The sequence below is a fragment of the Serratia sp. 201 genome, assembly GCF_037027545.1.
GTDB lineage: Bacteria > Pseudomonadota > Gammaproteobacteria > Enterobacterales > Enterobacteriaceae > Serratia > Serratia bockelmannii.
In genome coordinates, this window is sequence record NZ_JAXCHC010000018.1 from 1 (window position 1) to 323 (window position 323).

The following is a 323-nucleotide window of genomic DNA, read 5'->3' on the forward strand; positions in this document are numbered from 1 at the left end:
GAGCATCGCGCAGCGATACGACAACGCGCAGCGTTGCCCGTAGGGTGAGGCCACAGGCCGAATCAATCCTGCACGACCCACCAATTCAGAAAAAAGCGCCTTTTGGCGCTTTTTTCGCATCTGCGCCCACCTGACTCTACCTTTATCTTCTTGCTGATATAGCCCACTGAGTCGTGCGGGTGAGATCCTGCGTTCGGGTTCGAGCATCGCGCAGCGATACGACAACGCGCAGCGTTGCCCGTAGGGTGAGGCCACAGGCCGAATCAATCCTGCACGACCCACCAATTCAGAAAAAAGCGCCTTTTGGCGCTTTTTTCGCATCT

The 323-nt window shown here is 56.3% G+C and carries 1 other RNA gene; it reads left to right on the plus strand.

Going from position 1 to position 323, the window contains the following annotated elements:
• Nucleotides 1-159 precede the first annotated feature (159 nt).
• Nucleotides 160-284: non-coding RNA, RtT sRNA (locus tag WA302_RS25190), on the plus strand.
• The last annotated feature ends 39 nt before the right edge of the window (nt 285-323 follow it).